This window comes from Pandoraea faecigallinarum (assembly GCF_001029105.3).
Classification (GTDB): domain Bacteria; phylum Pseudomonadota; class Gammaproteobacteria; order Burkholderiales; family Burkholderiaceae; genus Pandoraea; species Pandoraea faecigallinarum.
Map to the genome: position 1 here is coordinate 4,837,731 of NZ_CP011807.3, position 14,964 is coordinate 4,852,694.

The window sequence follows — 14,964 nt, forward strand, 5'->3', positions numbered from 1 at the left end:
GCGCCCCGCGGCGCCGCAGCTGGTTTCGTTATAAGTCAGCGAATATACCCTGACGTTCACATGGTGTCAGGGCAGGGCTCCCGATCGTCACCATCAACGCAAACCGGCGACGTAATCTGCGACGGCCTTGATTTCCTTGTCGGACAGCCGCCCGCCGATCGTGTGCATCGGCGCATTGTTGCCGCGTGCCTCGTCACGGAATGCCACGAGCTGGGCTGCGGTGTACTCCGCCCACTGCCCGGACAGGCGCGGATACTGCGACGGCATGCCCGCTCCGGTCGGGCCGTGGCACGCGGCGCATGCCGGCACGCCCTTTTCGGCGATCCCACCCCGATAGATCTTTTCACCGAGCGTGACAGTGTCCTTGTTGCGCGCCACGCCCGGCTTGGCCGTCTGAGACGCAAAGAAGGCCGACACGTTGCGCATGTCCTGGTCGGACAATGCCGCAACCATACCGGCCATGATGGGATTGTTGCGTGCGGGGGTCTTGCCGGGCTGCGCCTTGAAGTCGACGAGCTGCTTGTAGAGATATTCGGAATGCTGGCCGGCTAACTTCGGATAAGCCCCACCGGTACTATTGCCATCTGCGGCATGGCAGGCAGCACAGACCTGACTGGCAATGGCCTGCCCCCTGGCGAGGTCCGGTTTGGCGGGCGTCTGGGCCTCGGCGGCTTGTCCTGCACCGCTCAGAAGAAAGCATGCCAGCGCCAACGGTGTTGCAGCGAGAGACTTCCACACTCCTCGGTTCATTCGCACACCTTATATCTGTTTTGTCGGGAAATCGGTCGTTCGAACTCGCCGTCCGACGCCGTGTTTCTCCTCCAACCTCACGGCGCGCGAGACGTTCGGGCAAGCCTTGGCGAGGCCAAGGTTAACTTTCATATTGTACAATAAAGACTTTCCCCGGCTTTAGGGGATTTCCATGTAGAAGGCCGCAGAGCGGGGCTTACCGGCCTGTCGCCGGTGAGTCGCCAACTCACCGTTTTGCGTGCCTGCGCCCGCGTTGCGGCCCGATTCCCGGAGCTGCGGCGCCCCCCGGTTTCCGTCATGTCCCTACTTCATCAAGCCCGCTTCTTCACGACCGTCAATCATCTGCGCGACCTGCCGCCTACGGCCGTGCCCGAGGTCGCCTTCGCGGGCCGCTCGAACGCGGGCAAATCCAGCGCGCTCAACATCCTGTGCAACCAGAAGCGGCTGGCCTTCTCGAGCAAGACGCCGGGCCGCACGCAGCACATCAACTACTTCGAGATCGCCCATCTGGAGCATTTGTACGGCTACCTCGTCGACTTGCCGGGCTATGGCTATGCCGAGGTCGGCGGCGGCGTGAAGGTGCACTGGCAACAGTTGGTTGGCGACTATCTGGTCCAACGTCCGCAACTGCGCGGGCTGGTGCTCGTGATGGATTCACGTCGTCCGTTCACCGAACTCGATTGCGAGCTGATCGACTGGTTCATGCCGACCGGACGCCCCATTCATGCGCTATTGACCAAGGCAGACAAGCTTACGCGCCAGGAATCCACGAACGTGCTGCGCGAGACGCAAAAGCGTCTGGCCGCGCTGCCGCGCACCGATGGACTGCCGTCCGACGATCCCACCGTCGCGCCCCAATACACGGCACAACTGTTTTCATCTCTCAAGCGGACCGGTGTCGATGGCGCACAACGCGTGCTCGAAGACTGGCTCGCGATTCCGGCGCGCGAATCCGCCAGGAAGTAAATCGGCTTCCGCCCGACGCCAGTGCAGTTGCCGACGGCGGTTGATCGCTCCGAAAGCGCTGCCCACGAAATTCCGCCTTGCGTTTTAAACACGCTTTTCGGTCAGATCGCCAGTTTCCTAAGGTAGCCCCTCGTCGAACCCGCCTGGCGCGACAAATCGTCGCGCCAGGGTAGGTCGCACGTCGAGGACTTGTCATGAGATGACAGCGATGTGGCGGGAGGTCTCATTCCCATCGGCCGAATGGACGATGCGCCCCGAAACTCGCCGGTAAGCGTGACGATCCGGGACGTTACCGGGATGTTCCCATCACAGATTGAGCGAACATAAAAAAACCGCCGTGTAGGCACGGCGGGTTTAAATAAGCCTTATCGTAGAACGACAGGCGCCCGCTCAGGGAGGAGAAGCGGGGGACGTCACACGCAGTGCGAACATCCGGTTGGTATGATATACCATGCGTTCGAAAGTTTCCCGGCAAGCGCCCTTTTTTGCGCGCCTTCCCTCTTACGGGATCGTTGAGCCATCCGCAACGACATCGCCGATTTCGGGACACGTCGAAACGACGAATTCGTGGAAATTTCCGACGCGCCATTCTTCGTCCAAAGGACTGATCGCATGAGCTCCTACCCCCTGCTTCGCCCGCGCCGCATGCGACGCGACGACTTCTCGCGCCGTCTGATGCGCGAAAACCACCTGACCTGCGACGATCTCATTTATCCGGTGTTCGTGCTCGACGGTGAAAAGCGCCGTGAGGCCGTCGACTCGATGCCGGGTGCCGAGCGCGTCTCTGTCGACGAACTGATGCGTGTCGCCGACACGTGTGTCACCCTCGGCATTCCGGTCATCTCGCTGTTCCCGAACATCGAGGCGTCGCTCAAGACGCCGGACGGTATCGAAGCGACGAACCCCGACGGTCTTATCCCGCGCGCCGTTCGCGAACTCAAACGCAACTTCCCCGACCTCGGCGTGCTCACGGATGTCGCGCTCGACCCCTATACGAGCCACGGTCAGGACGGCGTACTCGACGAGAACGGTTACGTCATCAACGACGTAACGACCCGTATCCTGGTGCAGCAGGCCCTCACGCAGGCAGAAGCCGGCGTGGACATCGTCGCCCCCTCCGACATGATGGACGGCCGCATCGGCGCCATCCGCGAAGCGCTGGAAGCCGACAGTCACATCCATACGCGCATCATGGCGTATGCCGCCAAATACGCGTCGGCATTCTATGGCCCGTTCCGGGACGCCGTCGGCTCGGCAGCGAACCTGGGCAAGGGCAACAAGATGACGTATCAGATGGATCCGGCCAATTCGGACGAGGCATTGCGCGAAGTGGCGCTCGATATCGAAGAAGGCGCGGACATGGTCATGGTCAAACCGGGCATGCCGTATCTCGACATCGTGCGCCGAGTGAAAGACGAGTTCCGTTTCCCGACTTACGCCTATCAGGTAAGCGGTGAATACGCGATGCTCAAGGCCGCGGCCCAGAACGGCTGGCTTGATCACGACAAGGTGATGATGGAGTCCCTGCTCGCATTCAAGCGCGCCGGGGCCGACGGCATCCTCACGTACTTTGCGGTCGATGCCGCGCGCCTGATCCGCGCGCAAGCGTAAGGGTCAGCGGGTCGGCAGTTCAGGTAGCCGGCCCGAACGCCTTATCGAGACTGCGCAGGAACTGGTCGGCCGACTGCGCGCCAATGACCCGTGTTCCTGCGACTTCCTGGCCGTTGCCATCGAAAAAGATGATTCCCGGCGGCCCGAACAACCCGAAACGCTTGAGCAAGGCCTGATCGTCGGCATTGTTGGCCGTGACGTCTGCCTGCACGAGTATCATCTGGTCCAGACGCGCTTTCACGCGCGGATCGGTAAAGACGAAACGCTCCATCTCCTTGCAACTGATGCACCAGTCCGCATAGAAATCGAACATGACCGGACGACCTGCCGTTGCAACCACCTGATCCAATTCCGCCACACTACGAACGCGTTGGAATTTGACGCCCTCGGCAACCGGGGCCCCCGTAGCCGCATTCCCAGATGCGACCGTCGACAATCCGGCCAACGGAGTCAGGGGATCGCGGGCGCCGGCCGCGGCACCGACAAGCGCTACGGCGCCCGACAGCGCGACCACGACCCCCAATCCCTTGAGCAGGCGACGTGCACCGCTCGCGCCATCGGGCAGGCTGTCGAACACGCGCATGAAGGTGGCCGCAACCAACAGAAGCCCCCCCCAGCCGAGCAGGAGAACCTGAGTCGACAGAAGCGGACGGACGATCCACAGCGCCACACCGAGAAGCAAGAAACCGAAGAAGCGCTTCACCCCGTCCATCCACGCTCCCGCGCGCGGCAACAATGTGCCGCCACCGCCGGCGAGAATCACCAGCGGCAAGCCCATACCCAACGAAAGCGCAAAGAGCGTCGCGCCGCCGAACACGGCATCTCCCGTCTTTGCAATGAAAGCGAGTGCAGCCGCCAACGGCGCCGTCACGCAAGGACTGACAATGAGTCCCGAAAGCACTCCCATCATGGCAGCGCCGATCCACTGCCCCGATTTCTGCTTGCGCGCGGCGGCGTCGATACGTTCGCGCAGTGCCGCGGGCAGCTGAATCTCGTACATGCCGAACATCGAGAGCGACAGAACCACCATCAGCAACGCGAACAACACGAGCACCCAAGGCGCTTGCAGGAATGCGATCAAGCCTTGTCCGAGCAATCCGGCCGCCACGCCGATCACCGTGTTGACGAAGGCCATGCCGAGCACATAGGCACTCGCCAGGCGCACAGCCTTACCTCGACTGGCTTCCTGACCTGCCACGATCGACAGCAGAATCGGCACCATCGGCAGCACGCACGGCGTGAATGCCAGCCCGAGGCCCAGAACGAAAAAGATTCCCAGCGCCAGCGCGAAGCTGCCACCGGAGAGAATGCGCTCCGCTTCGCTGTAATCTTCACGGGCGGACAGCCACCCCGCATTGGTCGGTGCCGTCGCGGCGGTCGTTACCGCGCCCGTTGCGGGGAAACCGCTCGCCTGTTTCGTACCGCCACCGCCTAACAATGCCTGGGTGGCGGATCCGGCCATCTGCACCGTGTCGGAACCGCCGGTGCCACCGACCGCCGCCGCGGAAATCTTCAGCGGCTTGTCCATTGGCGGATAACAAAGTCCCTTGTCGGCGCAGCCCTGCATCGTGACGTTCAGCGTGAAAGGACCATTCGCCTTGTCGACGGGAATGCGGACGTCGATGGACTCGTGGTAAACCTCCATGTCCCTGCCGAACGTTTCGTCGTGCTTGACCTCCCCCTTGGGAAACTCCGGTGCGCCGAGCGTGACAGCAGGGTTGTCGGTCGTGAATGCGAAGCGCTCGCGATAGAGGTAGTAGCCTTTGGCCACTTCGAAACGCAGCAGCACGGCACCCGGTTGCTCTGTCTTCGAGACCTTGAAGGCGACATCGGGATCCAGGAAATCGTCTGCCGCGTAGGCGCGTCCGACCGCCAACGCGAGCATGATCGTCAACGCCCACAGCGCAAGCGTCCAGAGTCGCAACAGGCGGTGCCGTATCAAGGCGTGCCTCGGTTGGTCGTCAACGCCGACCATCGGTACGACCATCGTTTTCACGTCAAACATGCAGTTGCCCCCGCGTCTCATCCTCGACCCAGCGCGCATAAGCAGGTAATGCCGCGGTGGCGGGCCACGCAACGATCTCCGGCACATCGTAAGGATGGTGTTCTTTAATGTACTGCTCCAATGCGCTGTAGCGCGCCGCAGTCGTTTTGATCATGAGCGGCACTTCCACGCTCGTCTCACGTTGGCCTTGCCAGCGGTAGCTCGAGCGCACCGGCGCCATCTGTTGCACGCATGCCGCCAGCCGAGCTGCCAGCATGCCGTCGATCGCGGTTTCGGCGCTGGCCTCGTCGGGAAACGTCGTCATGACAATAAGAAGGGCATCCATGATGTGCGGTAGACCGTTCGAGCGTGAGGTTGTTCACTGTACACCGACACAACGAAATCTGTACGCGCGACCCGCATTTTCCGGACAACGCCGACCCTCGCTCGGACAACGCCCAAAACAAAAAAAGCCAGGTCGACGACCTGGCTTCTTTTTACGGCTGACGGCCTTGAAAAGACCGTTGCGCGAATCGCTTACTCAGCGACTTCCGGCGCTTCCGTATCGACTTCCGGACGATCCAGCAGTTCGACGAAAGCCATCGGTGCATTGTCACCCACGCGGAAACCCATCTTCAGGATACGCAGGTAGCCACCCGGACGGTTGGCAAAACGCGGGCCGAGTTCGTTGAACAGCTTCGTGACCATTTCGCGGTCACGTAGACGGTTGAACGCCAGGCGACGGTTGGCAACGGAGTCCTTCTTGCCCAGCGTGATGAGCGGCTCGACGACCTTGCGCAGTTCCTTCGCTTTCGGCAGCGTGGTCTTGATGGCTTCGTGCTGGAGCAGCGAGTTCGACATGTTACGCAGCATTGCCAGACGGTGGCTGCTGGTACGATTCAGTTTACGCAAACCATGACGGTGACGCATTTCAACTTTCCTTTAAACAGAGTTTTCGACCAAGCTCTTCTATCGGTGATCGACACCGCGGGCCGGTACCTTCGCATTCGGCCGTATCGGATACTTCCGACGCGCCGCACTTACGTAGCAACACGGCCGCCCGAAGGCGGCCATGTCATTACACCTTACTTCTCGAGCCCGGCGGGCGGCCAGTTCTCGAGCTTCATGCCGAGCGTGAGACCACGCGAGGCAAGCACTTCCTTGATCTCGTTGAGCGACTTGCGACCCAGGTTCGGGGTCTTGAGCAATTCGTTCTCGGTACGCTGGATCAGGTCGCCGATGTAGTAGATGTTTTCGGCCTTCAGGCAGTTGGCCGAACGCACCGTCAACTCGAGATCGTCCACCGGACGCAGCAGGATCGGATCGATCTGCGGCGCACGCGACGGCGCTTCGCTGGTGGCTTCCGTACCTTCCAGCGCAGCGAACACCGACAGTTGGTCGACGAGGATGCGAGCCGATTGACGGATCGCTTCTTCCGGCGACACAACACCGTTGGTTTCGATGTTCATCACGAGTTTGTCCAGGTCCGTACGCTGTTCCACACGGGCCGATTCGACCGCATAGCTCACACGCTTGACCGGCGAGAACGACGCATCGAGGACGATACGGCCGATCACCTTGGCCGACTCGTCGCCGTAACGGCGCACGTTACCCGGGACATAACCGCGACCCTTTTCGATCTTGATCTGAACATCGAGCTTGCCGCCCTTTGCCAGATGCGCGATCACGTGATCGGGGTTGATCAGTTCCACATCATGCGGCACTTCGATGTCCGAAGCGCGCACCACACCTTCACCATCCTTGCGCAGCGTAACGGTGACTTCGTCACGGTTATGCAGCTTGAACACGACACCCTTCAGGTTCAACAGGAAGTTGACAACATCTTCCTGGACACCATCGATGGTCGAATATTCATGCACAACGCCGGCGATCGTCACTTCGGTCGGCGCATAGCCGACCATCGAAGACAGCAGCACGCGGCGAAGCGCGTTGCCCAAGGTGTGGCCGTAGCCACGTTCGAACGGCTCCATCACGACTTTGGCGTGATGCTCACCGACCGGCTCAACCGCAATAATCTTGGGCTTCAACAAACTGGTTTGCATAGGTTTCCTTTTCAATACCCTCGGCTCGTTACACCGATAAGGCTGATGGGTGACAACCTGCACGGAACGCAAAACGCGCCGTGAGGCGCGTCAGCATCATACGGATTAACGCGAATACAATTCGACGATCAGGCTTTCGTTGATGTCGCCCGCGATATCGCTACGTTCCGGCAGTGCCTTGAAAGTGCCTTCCATCTTCTTGGCGTCAACCGAAACCCAGATCGGGAAACCGACTTGCTCAGCCAGCGTCAGTGCTTCTTGAATACGCACTTGCTTCTTGGCCTTTTCGCGCACGGCGATCACGTCGCCGGCCTTGACCTTGATCGACGGGATGTTCGACACGACGCCGTTCACCACAATTGCCTTGTGGCCAACGAGTTGGCGCGCTTCAGCGCGCGTCGAGCCGAAGCCCATGCGGTACACGACGTTGTCCAGGCGCGACTCGAGCAATTGCAGCAGGTTTTCACCCGTGTTGCCCTTGACGCGGTCGGCTTCCGCGAAATAACGACGGAACTGACGCTCAAGCACGCCGTAGATACGCTTGACCTTCTGCTTTTCGCGCAGTTGGTTGCCGTAGTCCGACGTACGAGCACCCGACGTGCGGCCATGCTGACCCGGCTTGCTATCCAGCTTGCACTTGTCGGCGAGCGAGCGACGTGCGCTCTTCAGAAAGAGGTCAGTACCTTCACGACGGGAGAGTTTGGCCTTCGGGCCGATATAACGTGCCACGGTTGTTCCTTTATCTCAAATTTGACGCAGCGAACTTTGTCCACTACGCAAGTCCGGTACCAATGTACCGGACGGTGGTCTTAGAAATTACTACGCGCACGGCCGAGACCGTGCGCGAACCCGCGATTATAGCAGGATTTTCTGAGGCGTCTTAGATACGACGACGCTTCGGCGGGCGGCAGCCGTTGTGCGGGACCGGGGTCACGTCCGAAATGGCCGTGATCTTGATACCCAACGCATTCAGCGCACGAACCGCCGATTCGCGACCCGGGCCCGGGCCCTTGATGCGAACTTCGAGGTTCTTCACACCATATTCCAGTGCCACACGGCCGGCCGACTCAGCAGCAACCTGGGCAGCAAAGGGGGTCGACTTGCGCGAACCCTTGAAGCCCTGGCCACCCGACGTCGCCCATGCCAGTGCATTGCCCTGACGATCGGTGATCGTGATGATGGTGTTGTTGAACGAAGCGTGGACGTGCACGACACCTTCGGCAACGCTCTTCTTGACCTTCTTGCGAACGCGCTGCGAAGCGGCGTTGTTCTGTTGCTTAGCCATGAGTTCCTATCCTCTGGTTACTTCTTCAGCGAGACGCCGGCCTTACGCGGACCCTTACGGGTACGCGCATTGGTACGGGTACGCTGACCGCGAAGCGGCAAGCCCTTGCGGTGACGCATACCACGATAGCAGCCCAGGTCCATCAGGCGCTTGATGCTCATGGTCACTTCACGGCGCAGGTCGCCTTCGACCGTCAGTTGACCCACTTGGTCACGCAGCTTTTCGAGATCGGCGTCGTCGAGGTCCTTGACCTTCTTCGAGTACGCCACGCCGGCGGCGTCGCAAATCTGGCGAGCGCGCGTGCGGCCGACACCGTAAATAGCCGTCAGGCCAATAGCGGTGTGCTGGTGGTTCGGGATGTTAACCCCTGCGATACGAGCCATTCGTAATTCCCCAACTAAATAGCGTTAAAGGCCGATTAGCCCTGACGTTGCTTGTGGCGCGGATCCGAACTGCAGATCACGCGCAGCACGCCTTTGCGCTTCACAAACTTGCAATTGCGGCAGATGCACTTAACAGATGCCAAAACTTTCATGACAATTCCCTCTCTCTAATCACTTCGCCCGGAAGACGATCCGCGCACGCGACAGATCGTAGGGCGTCAACTCTACCGTCACCTTATCTCCGGGAAGGATGCGAATGTAGTGCATCCGCATCTTGCCGGAAATATGTCCGAGTACTACATGGCCATTTTCCAGCTTTACCCGGAAGGTGGCATTGGGGAGGTTTTCAAGGACCTCACCCTGCATTTGAATAACGTCGTCTTTCGACATGATCCAGGATCAGCGAAGCGTCATGTTATTGCCGCCCTTGAAATTCGCCTTACGGAGCAGCGACTCATATTGTTGCGACATCACATACGACTGCACTTGCGCCATGAAGTCCATCGTCACCACCACGATAATCAGCAGTGAGGTTCCACCGAAGTAGAACGGGACATTCCAACGCAGCACCAGGAACTCAGGCAGCAAACACACCAAGGTGACATAAGCTGCGCCGGCCAGTGTGAGACGCGTCAGGATCTTGTCGATATACCGCGCCGTCTGGTCGCCCGGACGAATCCCCGGGACAAACGCTCCGCTCTTCTTCAGGTTCTCGGCGGTCTCCTTGCTGTTGAACACCAGTGCGGTGTAGAAGAAGCAGAAGAACACGATCGCCAGTGCGTAGAGCATCACGTAGATCGGCTGCCCCGGCGACAACTTCGCCGCGATATCCTTGAGCCAGCGCGCGTTATCCCCCGCGCCGAACCAATTCGCGATCGTTGCCGGGAACAGAATGATCGACGATGCAAAGATCGGCGGAATCACGCCTGCCATGTTCAGCTTGAGCGGCAGGTGCGAAGCCTGGCCGCCGTACACCTTGTTGCCGACCTGACGCTTGGCGTAGTTCACAAGGATCTTGCGCTGACCCCGCTCGACGAACACGACGAAGAACGTTACGAGCACCACCAGAACACAGATCACGATCGCCGAGAACGGACCGATCGAACCGGTGCTGACTAGCTCGAACAAGCCACCCACAGCGTTCGGCAAACCGGCCGCGATACCACCGAAAATGATGATCGAGATACCGTTACCGAGGCCGCGTTCGGTGATCTGTTCACCCAGCCACATCAGGAACATCGTGCCGGTCACGAGCGTGATCACCGTCGTCAGGCGGAACCACATGCCCGGATCGACGACGAGCCCCGGCTCGCTCTCCAACGTCACCGCAATCGCAGCTGCCTGGAAGAGCGCAAGTACCACCGTGAAATACCGGGTGTACTGCGTGATCTTGCGTTGTCCGGCCTGACCTTCCTTACGCAATGCTTCCAATTGCGGCGAAACCATCGCCAACAACTGCATGATGATCGACGCCGAAATGTACGGCATGATCCCCAGCGCGAAGATCGTGAAACGCGACAACGCACCGCCAGAGAACATGTTGAACATGCCCAGGATCCCGCCCGACTGGCGCTGGAACAACTGCGCCAGCTGATCGGGGTCGATGCCCGGCACCGGGATATGCGCACCAATACGGTAGACGATCAACGCCAGCAGCAGGAAAACCAGCCGCCGGCGCAGATCCGCATACTTCGGGCCCTGCGTACCAGGCTTAGCGAGATTAGGAGACTTGGCCAATGATGGCTCCGGGGTGTCCTAACTTACTCAGCGACCGAACCGCCAGCCGCCTGAATTGCCGTGAGCGCACCCTTGGTGACACCCAGACCCTTCACAACGACCTTGCGGGTGATCTCGCCTGCGGCGATGATCTTGGCCGACAGCGACAGTTCGCTCACCAGACCGGCCTGCTTCAGAACCAGCAGATCGATTTCGTCGACCGGCAGGTTGTTCAGGTCCGACAGGCGAACTTCGCCCACGAAACGGCGCGTCAGCGACTTGAAGCCACGCTTGGGCAGTCGACGTTGCAGCGGCATTTGACCGCCTTCGAAGCCCACCTTGTGGAAGCCACCCGAACGCGACTTCTGCCCCTTGTGACCACGGCCGGCGGTTTTACCCAGACCCGAGCCGATGCCACGGCCGACGCGGCGCTTGGCGTGCTTGGCGCCTTCTGCCGGCTTAATCGAATTCAATTCCATTTTGCCCTCGCTCAGTCGACGATCTTCACAAGGTACGAGACCTTGTTGATCATGCCCCGCACAGCGGGCGTATCCTGCAACTCGCTGACCGAATTGAGGCGACGCAGGCCCAGACCCTTGACGGTGGCGCGATGTTCTTCGCGCGTACCGATCAGGCTCTTGACCAGCTTAACTTTCACAGTTTGCTGCGACATATTGATCACCCTTAGCCGAGGATCTCTTCCACCGACTTGCCACGCTTAGCGGCGATGTCAGCAGGAGTCGATTGTTTCTTCAGGCCGTCGAGCGTGGCGCGGACCAGGTTGTACGGGTTCGTCGAGCCAAGGCTCTTCGTCACCACGTTGGTCACGCCCATCACCTCGAACACCGCGCGCATCGGGCCACCGGCGATCACACCGGTACCGTCCTTCGCCGGCGACATCAGGACGCGCGAGGCGCCGTGCTGGCCGAGAACGTTGTGTTGAAGGGTGCCGTTCTTCAGAGCAACCTTGAACATGTTGCGGCGGGCTTGTTCCATTGCCTTTTGAACGGCAACCGGGACTTCCTTCGCCTTGCCCTTGCCCATGCCGATGCGGCCATCGCCGTCACCAACCACGGTCAACGCGGCAAAACCGAGAATACGGCCACCCTTCACAACCTTCGTGACACGGTTGACCGCGATCATCTTCTCGCGAAGGCCGTCGTCGCGTTCGTCAGCCTGAACTTTCGCTTGCATCTTTGCCATGACGGATCCTTACTTAGAACTTGAGGCCGGCTTCACGAGCAGCGTCGGCCAGAGCCTTGACGCGACCGTGATAGCGGAAGCCCGAGCGGTCGAAAGCCACGCTTTCGATGCCGGCAGCCTTCGCCTTTTCGGCGATACGACGACCGATCAATGCAGCAGCGGCAGCGTTGCCACCCTTGCCTTCCTTGTCGCCCAGTTCCTTGCGCACTTCGGCTTCCAGCGTCGAAGCGCTGGCCAGCACTTGCGTGCCGTCTTCCGAGAAAACCTGCGCGTAAATGTGCACGTTGGTGCGATGCACGGAAAGGCGATGCACCTTTTGAGCTGCCAGCTTGATACGAGTCTGGCGAGCGCGGCGCACACGAGATTGTTTCTTGTCCATGTTTCGCACCCTTACTTCTTCTTGGTTTCCTTGAGGATCACCACCTCGTCCGCATAGCGGACACCCTTGCCCTTGTAGGGCTCGGGCGGACGGTAACCGCGAACTTCCGCAGCCACTTGTCCGATGCGTTGCTTATCAACGCCCTTGATGATGATCTCCGTCTGCGTCGGGGTCTCTGCCTTAACGCCTTCCGGCATGGCATGCACGACATCGTGCGAGAAACCCAGCTCGAGCTTCAGGTTGTTACCTTCAGCCTTGGCACGGTAACCCACGCCAACGAGTTGCAGCTTCTTTTCGAAACCCTTGCTCACACCGGTCACCATGTTGTTGACCAGCGCACGTTCCGTACCATACAGCGCATTCGCTTCACGGCTTTCGTCGGCCGGTGCGAAAGTGATGGTGCCGTCTTCAATCTTGACGCTCACGAGGGCATTCACGCCGCGGGTCAACGAACCCAGGGCACCCTTGACCGTCAGTACATTGCCAGCCAGCGTTGCTTCAACGCCCTTCGGCAGTGCAATGGGACTCTTACCTACTCGAGACATTTCAACTCTCCTCGGTTAGGCCACGTAGCAGATGACTTCGCCGCCCACGCCAGTGGCGCGTGCCTTGCGATCCGTCATCACGCCCTTCGGGGTCGAGACGATTGCAACGCCCAGGCCGTTCATGACCTGCGGGATGTCGTTGCGGCTCTTGTACACACGCAGACCCGGGCGCGAAACGCGCTCGAGGCGCTCGATCACCGGACGGCCAGCGTAGTACTTCAGTGCAATGTTCAGCACCGGCTTGGTTTCTTCTGCTTCAACCGCGAAATCTTCGATATAGCCTTCGTCCTTCAGGACCTTGGCGATCGAGACCTTCAGCTTGGACGAGGGCATCTTCACCGATGCCTTCTCAACCATCTGAGCGTTGCGGATGCGAGTCAGCATATCGGCGATAGGATCGCTCATGCTCATGGTGCTTCTCCTATTACCAGCTTGCTTTGGTCACGCCCGGGATTTCGCCACGGAAGGCGATTTCACGGATCTTGTTACGGGCCAGGCCGAATTTGCGGAACGTGCCGCGCGGACGACCGGTCAGCTCGCAACGATTGCGTTGACGCGTCGGGTTGGCGTTACGCGGCAGCTGTTGCAGCGCCAGACGTGCTTCATAACGCTCGTCTTCCGACTTGCTGGTGTCTTCGATGATCGCTTTGAGGTCAGCACGCTTGCCAGCGTACTTCGCCGCCAGACGGGCGCGCTTCTTTTCGCGTTCGATAAGTGCCAGTTTAGCCACGATTACCTCAGTTACGGAACGGGAATTTGAACGCCGACAGAAGAGCCTTGGCTTCTTCGTCAGTCTTCGCAGTCGTGGTGATGCTGATGTTCAGACCACGCAGTGCGTCGATTTTGTCGTACTCGATTTCGGGGAAGATGATCTGTTCCTTCACACCGATGTTGTAGTTGCCACGACCGTCGAACGCACGACCCGAAATACCGCGGAAGTCACGCACGCGCGGCAGCGCCACGGTGATGAAACGATCCAGGAATTCGAACATGCGCTCACCGCGCAGCGTCACCATCGTACCGATCGGGTAACCTTCGCGGATCTTGAAACCGGCGATAGCCTTGCGAGCCTTCGTCACCACCGGCTTCTGGCCGGCGATCTTCGTGAGGTCGCCAACGGCGTGCTCAATGATCTTCTTGTCAGCGACGGCTTGACCAAGGCCCATGTTCAGGGTGATCTTGGTGATGCGCGGCACTTCCATGACGGACTTGTAACCGAACTGCTTCGTGAGCTCGGCGACAATCTTGTCCTTATAGAATTCTTGCAAACGGGCCATTATCTATACTCCCTGCGACTTAGGCACCGACGACCGCACCGGTCGTCTTGAGGAAGCGGACCTTCTTGCCGTCTTCGACCTTGATGCCCACGCGCGACGGCTTGCCATTGGCATCCACCAGCGCCACGTTCGAAACGTGGATCGGCATCGTCTTGTCGACCACGCCACCTTGCGTGCCCTTCATCGGGTTCGGCTTGACGTGCTTCTTGGCAACGTTTACGCCCTCGACGACCAGCTTGTCACCATCAACGGCGAGAACCGTGCCACGCTTGGCCTTGTCCTTACCCGTCAGAACGATGACTTGGTCACCCTTACGAATCTTGTTCATGTGTCGGCTCCTTACAGCACTTCCGGGGCCAGCGACACGATCTTCATGAAGCGTTCGGTACGCAGTTCACGCGTAACCGGCCCGAAGATACGGGTGCCGATCGGCTCAAGCTTGGTGTTAAGCAGCACGGCGGCATTGCCGTCGAATTTGACCAGCGAGCCGTCCTGGCGACGCACGCCCTTGGCGGTGCGCACGACCACTGCGTTGTAGATTTCGCCCTTCTTGACGCGACCACGCGGGGCAGCATCCTTGACGCTGACCTTGATGATGTCGCCAATGCCGGCGTAGCGACGCTTGGAGCCGCCCAGCACCTTGATGCACATCACTTCGCGCGCACCGGTGTTGTCGGCTACTTCGAGCCGGGTTTCAGTTTGAATCATGGTGTTATCTTCCCAACTTAATCCGACACCTGGGCGTCGGTCAGTCTTGGTCCCCGTCAGCACCAAAGGATGCCGTTTGGGTTGAGTCGTTCAA

Annotated in this window: 23 protein-coding genes; 2 read left to right on the top strand and 21 right to left on the bottom strand. The window is 59.9% G+C overall.

Annotated elements, in window-relative coordinates; all coding sequences use genetic code 11:
• Positions 1-93: 93 nt before the first annotated feature.
• Positions 94-750 (bottom strand): c-type cytochrome, encoded by a 657-nt coding sequence (locus AB870_RS21245; protein ID WP_047906199.1) that lies wholly within the window; start codon positions 748-750, stop codon positions 94-96.
• Positions 751-1,047: 297 nt separating this feature from the next.
• Here AB870_RS21245 and yihA point away from each other — a divergent pair, with 297 nt between their 5' ends.
• Both yihA and hemB read left to right on the top strand, forming a co-directional pair.
• Positions 1,048-1,716 carry a ribosome biogenesis GTP-binding protein YihA/YsxC gene (gene yihA / locus AB870_RS21250; protein ID WP_047906200.1) on the top strand — a complete coding sequence of 223 codons (669 nt, stop codon included), beginning with the start codon at positions 1,048-1,050 and terminating at the stop codon, positions 1,714-1,716.
• Positions 1,717-2,328: 612 nt separating this feature from the next.
• Positions 2,329-3,327, top strand: coding sequence for a porphobilinogen synthase (gene hemB, locus AB870_RS21255; protein WP_047906201.1), 999 nt, complete (start codon positions 2,329-2,331; stop codon positions 3,325-3,327).
• Between the two features lie 19 nt (positions 3,328-3,346).
• Here the strand turns inward: hemB and dsbD are convergent, their stop codons facing one another.
• From dsbD to rplN, 20 genes are all read right to left on the bottom strand, one after another.
• The gene (gene dsbD / locus AB870_RS21260) at positions 3,347-5,332 is read right to left on the bottom strand and encodes a protein-disulfide reductase DsbD (protein ID WP_237170005.1); all 1,986 of its coding nucleotides are present in this window, start codon (positions 5,330-5,332) and stop codon (positions 3,347-3,349) included.
• Positions 5,325-5,657 carry a divalent-cation tolerance protein CutA gene (cutA, locus tag AB870_RS21265; RefSeq protein WP_047906202.1) on the bottom strand — a complete coding sequence of 111 codons (333 nt, stop codon included), beginning with the start codon at positions 5,655-5,657 and terminating at the stop codon, positions 5,325-5,327. Before cutA ends, dsbD begins: the two co-directional genes overlap by 8 nt.
• Before the next feature lie 191 nt (positions 5,658-5,848).
• Entirely contained in the window at positions 5,849-6,241 is a 393-nt protein-coding gene (gene rplQ / locus AB870_RS21270; protein ID WP_039393695.1) for a 50S ribosomal protein L17, read from the bottom strand.
• A 155-nt stretch (positions 6,242-6,396) separates the two neighbouring features.
• The gene (locus tag AB870_RS21275) at positions 6,397-7,374 is read right to left on the bottom strand and encodes a DNA-directed RNA polymerase subunit alpha (RefSeq protein WP_047906203.1); all 978 of its coding nucleotides are present in this window, start codon (positions 7,372-7,374) and stop codon (positions 6,397-6,399) included.
• A gap of 105 nt (positions 7,375-7,479) precedes the next feature.
• On the bottom strand, positions 7,480-8,103 hold the full coding sequence (rpsD, locus tag AB870_RS21280) for a 30S ribosomal protein S4 (protein ID WP_044457324.1): 624 nt from the start codon (positions 8,101-8,103) through the stop codon (positions 7,480-7,482).
• Between the two features lie 151 nt (positions 8,104-8,254).
• Positions 8,255-8,659 (bottom strand): 30S ribosomal protein S11, encoded by a 405-nt coding sequence (gene rpsK / locus AB870_RS21285; RefSeq protein WP_010804113.1) that lies wholly within the window; start codon positions 8,657-8,659, stop codon positions 8,255-8,257.
• Between the two features lie 17 nt (positions 8,660-8,676).
• Complete coding sequence (rpsM, locus tag AB870_RS21290; RefSeq protein ID WP_044457325.1) at positions 8,677-9,042, bottom strand: 30S ribosomal protein S13; 366 nt, start codon at positions 9,040-9,042, stop codon at positions 8,677-8,679.
• A 35-nt stretch (positions 9,043-9,077) separates the two neighbouring features.
• Positions 9,078-9,194, bottom strand: coding sequence for a 50S ribosomal protein L36 (gene rpmJ / locus AB870_RS21295; protein WP_010804115.1), 117 nt, complete (start codon positions 9,192-9,194; stop codon positions 9,078-9,080).
• A 19-nt stretch (positions 9,195-9,213) separates the two neighbouring features.
• Entirely contained in the window at positions 9,214-9,432 is a 219-nt protein-coding gene (gene infA / locus AB870_RS21300) for a translation initiation factor IF-1 (RefSeq protein WP_010804116.1), read from the bottom strand.
• 9 nt (positions 9,433-9,441) lie between these two features.
• Complete coding sequence (secY, locus tag AB870_RS21305; protein WP_047906204.1) at positions 9,442-10,779, bottom strand: preprotein translocase subunit SecY; 1,338 nt, start codon at positions 10,777-10,779, stop codon at positions 9,442-9,444.
• Between the two features lie 23 nt (positions 10,780-10,802).
• Positions 10,803-11,237, bottom strand: a complete 435-nt coding sequence (gene rplO / locus AB870_RS21310; protein WP_039393709.1) for a 50S ribosomal protein L15 — start codon at positions 11,235-11,237, stop codon at positions 10,803-10,805.
• An 11-nt stretch (positions 11,238-11,248) separates the two neighbouring features.
• Complete coding sequence (gene rpmD / locus AB870_RS21315) at positions 11,249-11,431, bottom strand: 50S ribosomal protein L30 (RefSeq protein WP_010804119.1); 183 nt, start codon at positions 11,429-11,431, stop codon at positions 11,249-11,251.
• An 11-nt stretch (positions 11,432-11,442) separates the two neighbouring features.
• Entirely contained in the window at positions 11,443-11,961 is a 519-nt protein-coding gene (gene rpsE, locus AB870_RS21320; protein WP_039393711.1) for a 30S ribosomal protein S5, read from the bottom strand.
• A gap of 13 nt (positions 11,962-11,974) precedes the next feature.
• Positions 11,975-12,340 carry a 50S ribosomal protein L18 gene (gene rplR / locus AB870_RS21325; RefSeq protein ID WP_010804121.1) on the bottom strand — a complete coding sequence of 122 codons (366 nt, stop codon included), beginning with the start codon at positions 12,338-12,340 and terminating at the stop codon, positions 11,975-11,977.
• Positions 12,341-12,351: 11 nt separating this feature from the next.
• Positions 12,352-12,885, bottom strand: coding sequence for a 50S ribosomal protein L6 (gene rplF / locus AB870_RS21330; RefSeq protein WP_047906205.1), 534 nt, complete (start codon positions 12,883-12,885; stop codon positions 12,352-12,354).
• A 15-nt stretch (positions 12,886-12,900) separates the two neighbouring features.
• Complete coding sequence (gene rpsH, locus AB870_RS21335) at positions 12,901-13,296, bottom strand: 30S ribosomal protein S8 (protein WP_010804123.1); 396 nt, start codon at positions 13,294-13,296, stop codon at positions 12,901-12,903.
• Between the two features lie 13 nt (positions 13,297-13,309).
• Positions 13,310-13,615 (bottom strand): 30S ribosomal protein S14, encoded by a 306-nt coding sequence (rpsN, locus tag AB870_RS21340; RefSeq protein ID WP_039393717.1) that lies wholly within the window; start codon positions 13,613-13,615, stop codon positions 13,310-13,312.
• Between the two features lie 7 nt (positions 13,616-13,622).
• Positions 13,623-14,162: a 50S ribosomal protein L5 gene (gene rplE, locus AB870_RS21345; protein ID WP_023593829.1), complete on the bottom strand. Its 540-nt coding sequence runs from the start codon at positions 14,160-14,162 to the stop codon at positions 13,623-13,625.
• Between the two features lie 19 nt (positions 14,163-14,181).
• Positions 14,182-14,490, bottom strand: coding sequence for a 50S ribosomal protein L24 (gene rplX / locus AB870_RS21350; protein ID WP_023593828.1), 309 nt, complete (start codon positions 14,488-14,490; stop codon positions 14,182-14,184).
• Between the two features lie 11 nt (positions 14,491-14,501).
• Entirely contained in the window at positions 14,502-14,870 is a 369-nt protein-coding gene (gene rplN / locus AB870_RS21355) for a 50S ribosomal protein L14 (RefSeq protein WP_010804127.1), read from the bottom strand.
• Positions 14,871-14,964: the final 94 nt, after the last annotated feature.

Coding starts and splice junctions, on each gene's coding strand:
- cutA (WP_047906202.1), bottom strand. CDS start 5,657: ATGGATGCCCTTCTTATTGTCATGACGACGTTTCCCGACGAGGCCAGC.
- rplN (WP_010804127.1), bottom strand. CDS start 14,870: ATGATTCAAACTGAAACCCGGCTCGAAGTAGCCGACAACACCGGTGCG.
- rplX (WP_023593828.1), bottom strand. CDS start 14,490: ATGAACAAGATTCGTAAGGGTGACCAAGTCATCGTTCTGACGGGTAAG.
- rpmD (WP_010804119.1), bottom strand. CDS start 11,431: ATGTCGCAGCAAACTGTGAAAGTTAAGCTGGTCAAGAGCCTGATCGGT.
- rpsE (WP_039393711.1), bottom strand. CDS start 11,961: ATGGCAAAGATGCAAGCGAAAGTTCAGGCTGACGAACGCGACGACGGC.
- rplO (WP_039393709.1), bottom strand. CDS start 11,237: ATGGAATTGAATTCGATTAAGCCGGCAGAAGGCGCCAAGCACGCCAAG.
- rpsH (WP_010804123.1), bottom strand. CDS start 13,296: ATGAGCATGAGCGATCCTATCGCCGATATGCTGACTCGCATCCGCAAC.
- rpmJ (WP_010804115.1), bottom strand. CDS start 9,194: ATGAAAGTTTTGGCATCTGTTAAGTGCATCTGCCGCAATTGCAAGTTT.
- hemB (WP_047906201.1), top strand. CDS start 2,329: ATGAGCTCCTACCCCCTGCTTCGCCCGCGCCGCATGCGACGCGACGAC.
- yihA (WP_047906200.1), top strand. CDS start 1,048: ATGTCCCTACTTCATCAAGCCCGCTTCTTCACGACCGTCAATCATCTG.
- rplQ (WP_039393695.1), bottom strand. CDS start 6,241: ATGCGTCACCGTCATGGTTTGCGTAAACTGAATCGTACCAGCAGCCAC.
- rplR (WP_010804121.1), bottom strand. CDS start 12,340: ATGGACAAGAAACAATCTCGTGTGCGCCGCGCTCGCCAGACTCGTATC.
- AB870_RS21245 (WP_047906199.1), bottom strand. CDS start 750: ATGAACCGAGGAGTGTGGAAGTCTCTCGCTGCAACACCGTTGGCGCTG.
- rplE (WP_023593829.1), bottom strand. CDS start 14,162: ATGGCCCGTTTGCAAGAATTCTATAAGGACAAGATTGTCGCCGAGCTC.
- rplF (WP_047906205.1), bottom strand. CDS start 12,885: ATGTCTCGAGTAGGTAAGAGTCCCATTGCACTGCCGAAGGGCGTTGAA.
- rpsK (WP_010804113.1), bottom strand. CDS start 8,659: ATGGCTAAGCAACAGAACAACGCCGCTTCGCAGCGCGTTCGCAAGAAG.
- dsbD (WP_237170005.1), bottom strand. CDS start 5,332: ATGTTTGACGTGAAAACGATGGTCGTACCGATGGTCGGCGTTGACGAC.
- infA (WP_010804116.1), bottom strand. CDS start 9,432: ATGTCGAAAGACGACGTTATTCAAATGCAGGGTGAGGTCCTTGAAAAC.
- AB870_RS21275 (WP_047906203.1), bottom strand. CDS start 7,374: ATGCAAACCAGTTTGTTGAAGCCCAAGATTATTGCGGTTGAGCCGGTC.
- rpsM (WP_044457325.1), bottom strand. CDS start 9,042: ATGGCTCGTATCGCAGGGGTTAACATCCCGAACCACCAGCACACCGCT.